The 3631-nt window shown below is 65.8% G+C and carries 3 protein-coding genes; 2 read left to right on the forward strand and 1 reads right to left on the reverse strand.

What is annotated here, in order from left to right:
• Positions 1 to 95 precede the first annotated feature (95 nt).
• Positions 96 to 1013 carry a helix-turn-helix domain-containing protein gene (locus EB084_21710; protein ID NDD30882.1) on the forward strand — a complete coding sequence of 306 codons (918 nt, stop codon included), beginning with the start codon at positions 96 to 98 and terminating at the stop codon, positions 1011 to 1013.
• Positions 1014 to 1195: 182 nt separating this feature from the next.
• Here the strand turns inward: EB084_21710 and EB084_21715 are convergent, their stop codons facing one another.
• Positions 1196 to 2293, reverse strand: a complete 1098-nt coding sequence (locus EB084_21715) for a hypothetical protein (GenBank protein ID NDD30883.1) — start codon at positions 2291 to 2293, stop codon at positions 1196 to 1198.
• Between EB084_21715 and EB084_21720 the strand changes: the two genes are divergently transcribed.
• On the forward strand, positions 2292 to 3631 hold a 1340-nt coding region (locus tag EB084_21720; protein ID NDD30884.1), incomplete at its 3' end, for a hypothetical protein. The two genes, EB084_21715 and EB084_21720, sit on opposite strands and share 2 nt — an antisense overlap.

Below are 3631 nucleotides of genomic sequence, written 5' to 3' on the forward strand. Positions count from 1 at the left end.
CAATCTCGGGCGTGTCCCCAATCGACCGAGGATAACATCATCAACACTGTGTCAACATCGCTCGTGTACGGTGTTTCTGTTCCGAGCTTCTCAGAATGAGGAATCGTTGTTGTTGCTGTGTCGGCGATTCTGCGAGTTCTGTGAAGATGGGGACAGAACTGCACCTGGGGGGTGGCGTCATGTCGCAATTGGGGGAACGGCTGCGTCAGAGTCGACGAGACCGGGGATGGACGCTGCGTCAGCTGGCAGAGCGCAGCGGGCTGTCGCCTTCTCACCTCTGCGGAATCGAGCGCGGAACGCAGCGCCCGTCGACGGGTGCGCTGGATCGCCTGGCCCTGGCTTTCGGTGTCTCGCTTGGCGCGATCACGCAAGGCATCTGGCGCCCTCGTCCTCGCGCACGCTGGTGCCTGCGCACCCGAGGCACTCGGCTGCGCCGTCTCTTCCGCTACAAGCGCCCACGCACACCAGAGAGCACGCTTGCGGTGCAGTGCCGGGAGGCAGGCTACTATCCCCTCGGCAAGGTCCTCATCGAGCGCGTTCGCGCCCAGCAGCGAAGAACCGCCTTCTGGACAGGTGTCCGGCACTTCATGCACGGTCAGAACGGGGCCGAGCAGATGGCCTCGCTCCATCTGCTTCAGCGCGCCGTCGATTTCGAGGAGATCGAGCCGCAGTACGTTCGCTTCCATCTCCCGGTGCTCCAAGAGCCTGGCCGACGCTGGATTGCGATGCTGCTCGAGCATGCGGGTTGCACGTTCCTGTTCTATCCACAGGTGACCGTGAAGGGCACCACGGGGCAGACGCCTACCCTCGACTTCGTCGTGCGAATCACCGACGGTGCGCAGTCGTGGACGGTGGACGTGGAGATTGATGGCCCTGGTCACGATCGGCAGCTGTTCAAGGATGCAGAGCGCGACGTCGTCGTGAACCTGCCCGTGCTCCGCGTACGTCTGCGCGAGCTCGATGACGAGCGCTTCGCAGAGCGGCTCCTCGAGCGGTTGATGAAGCTGCGATGATGGGGCGTCAGGGACGGTGGACGCTCGCAGCGCGGCAGGATTGAGCCTCTGTTCTGACGCCATCTGCACAGAACTCTCGCTCTCTCTGTGCCCGTGCCGTTCTGCAAACACGTTCTGCGAAACACAGCGCAGAACGCCAACGGGGGACCGGGGTGTCGGGCTGGGATCGGGGTGTCGGGCTGTCAGGGGCGCAGATCGACTTGCACGCCAAAGTGGTCTGAGGCATAGAGCCCGCTGCTGTCTGGGGTGTTGCAGACCAGCGCTGCGTACCGGGCTGGGTGGCGGCGTACGACCTCGCGGTCGCCGAGGATGAGGTCGATGCGCATGTCCGGATAGCTGTCGCGGTACGGCGCCGTGTGCGGGTTGCGATTGTCCCACGTGGGCTCGCGTTCCGCGGGGAGGCCCGCGAGGAGGTCGCTGAACCGCGCGCGGAGAGGGGCGAGCTCAGGCGCCGTGAGCTCGCAGTTGAAATCGCCGCACAGCACGGTTCGCGCTGGAAGGTGCGCGGCGATCTCCGTGGCTTGCGCGTGACGGCTCGCGGAGTCTTCTGCGCGCCACGACAGATGGGTGTTCGCCACGGTAACGCCGTCGAGATGCACGGCGCACAGCCGTCTCGGGCGCTCCTCAAAGGGCGAGCGCGCTCGCAGCTCGAGCAACTCGGTAGACGGTGGAACTTGCAGGCGGTGCGCGGCATTCAATGCCACCGCACCGCGCTCCCGCGCTTCGCTTTTGCCACCGCTCGCATCGCTGCCACCGCTGCCACCGCTCGCACCGCTCGCATCGCTGCCACCGCTGACACCGCTCGCACCGCTCGCACCGCTCGCACCGCTCGCACCGCTGCCACCGCGCTCCCGCGCTTCCTCGCCACCGCTCGCGTCGCTGGCAGGCGGTGCGCCGCGCATTCCCGTGAACCACATCGATGCGCCCGGCTTCACCAGAATCGCCAGGCACGAGACCTCGAGGTCGGCCACCGCGATCTCGAGTCCGGTCGCACGCGCCAGCCCGCGCAATGCGTCTCGTTCGTCGATCTCCTGCAGGCACAGCACGTCTGGCGCGAGGGTTGCCAGCTGCTGCTGTGCGAGGCGCAGCCGTGCTTTCCATGGACCGCTGCGGCCCCACAGGTTCAGGGTCACGATTCGCATCGTTATCTTCGCTTTCGGCTCGATGAAGAGGTTCTGGCCTGATCCATCCGCCGTCGCCCAGGTTCGTCCTGCAGGGTCTTGCTCCGCGCGTCCGGCAGGGAACCGCTCAACCTGGGGTCGAATTGCAGGCGACCTCATGCTGCGACGACTTCTCTCCTACCTCTCGCCTCCCACTGAGGGCGGCGTCGTTGTGCTCACCCCGGAGCAGCGCACGGCCGTGCGCGCGCTCTACACGCCGAGCGTGCTCATGCTGGGCGGGTCGGCGGTGCTCATGCTTGCCGTCTACCTCGGCTATGTGCAATCGACCCTCTCCACGTTCACCACGTACGGCGAGAACGTGATGTTCAACTCGCTCTGCCTGGGGATTCTGGTGTGCTACGCCACCTTGCCGGCGCGGCGCGGTGAGCTGCGGTGGGTGGTGCCCCTCGGCATCGTGGGTGAGCTCATTCGCTTCGTGAACCACCCGTCGTGGTGGTCGTTCACCATGCGCCTGCAGACCTTTGGCTACGTCTCCGGGCTCATCACCCTCGTCTTCATCGGCTGGCGCGCGTGGCGCGCCGAGGGTGACGAGGCGCTGTGGGCGCGCGCCATGCTGCTGCTGTCGCTCATCATGTTCTTCTTCCCGAACGTGAGCTGGATGCTGCACACGATCGTCATCAACCACACGCCCACCCTCGTCGACGCCTACGCCTACACGGTCGATGGCGCCTTCGGCGTGCAGCCGGCCGCGCAGGCCGCGCTGCTGGTGAAGAGCAGCACCTTCATGTGGTATCTCACGTTCTACGTCTACAACGAGCTGCCGCTCTTCATGATCATCGCCGTGCTGCTCTCGCTTCGCTGGCCGCGCGCCTGCTACGGCCAGCTGATGCTCCACATGACCCTCATCGGGCTGGTCGGCTTCATCTGCTACAAGATGGTGCCCATGAAGGGCATCGATCTGTTCGTGGGCGAGCCATGGCCCGCGGGGCCCCTGCCGCACGTGTCGCCGCCGGCCCCCTATGACGACGCTAGCGGTGCCACGCGCAACTGCTATCCGTCGCTGCACCTGGGCTGGATGCTGGCCATCTTCTTTGGCACTCGCAGGGTGGCGCGCTGGGTGACGGCATTCTTCGGCTTCTGCGTCGCCGTGATGGTCGTCGCCACCCTCAACGTGGGGCACTATGCCGTCGACCTGGTGGCTTCGGTGCCCTATGTGGTCGCCTTCTTCGGGCTCATCAACGTGGCGCGCGAGGGCAATCGTACATCTCGCGTCGCGGCGGTGGCAGTGGGAACGGCCCTCTTCTGCGGGTTCACGTGGGCGATGCTGCACGACCCTGAAGGGCTTGCGTCAAGTCCGGCTCGGCTTGCGGTCATCGTTGGGCTCATCCTCGCGCTGGCGCTCGGGGTCGAGAACTGGATGGCCAACACCACAGTGACCCGCCCCACGGCAGATGAGATTGCAGGGCTCGACGCCCCGATGTCCTCGCAAGACACAGA

This window comes from Pseudomonadota bacterium (assembly GCA_010028905.1).
Classification (GTDB): domain Bacteria; phylum Vulcanimicrobiota; class Xenobia; order RGZZ01; family RGZZ01; genus RGZZ01.

Coding starts and splice junctions, on each gene's coding strand:
- EB084_21710 (NDD30882.1), top strand. CDS start 96: ATGAGGAATCGTTGTTGTTGCTGTGTCGGCGATTCTGCGAGTTCTGTG.
- EB084_21715 (NDD30883.1), bottom strand. CDS start 2,293: ATGAGGTCGCCTGCAATTCGACCCCAGGTTGAGCGGTTCCCTGCCGGA.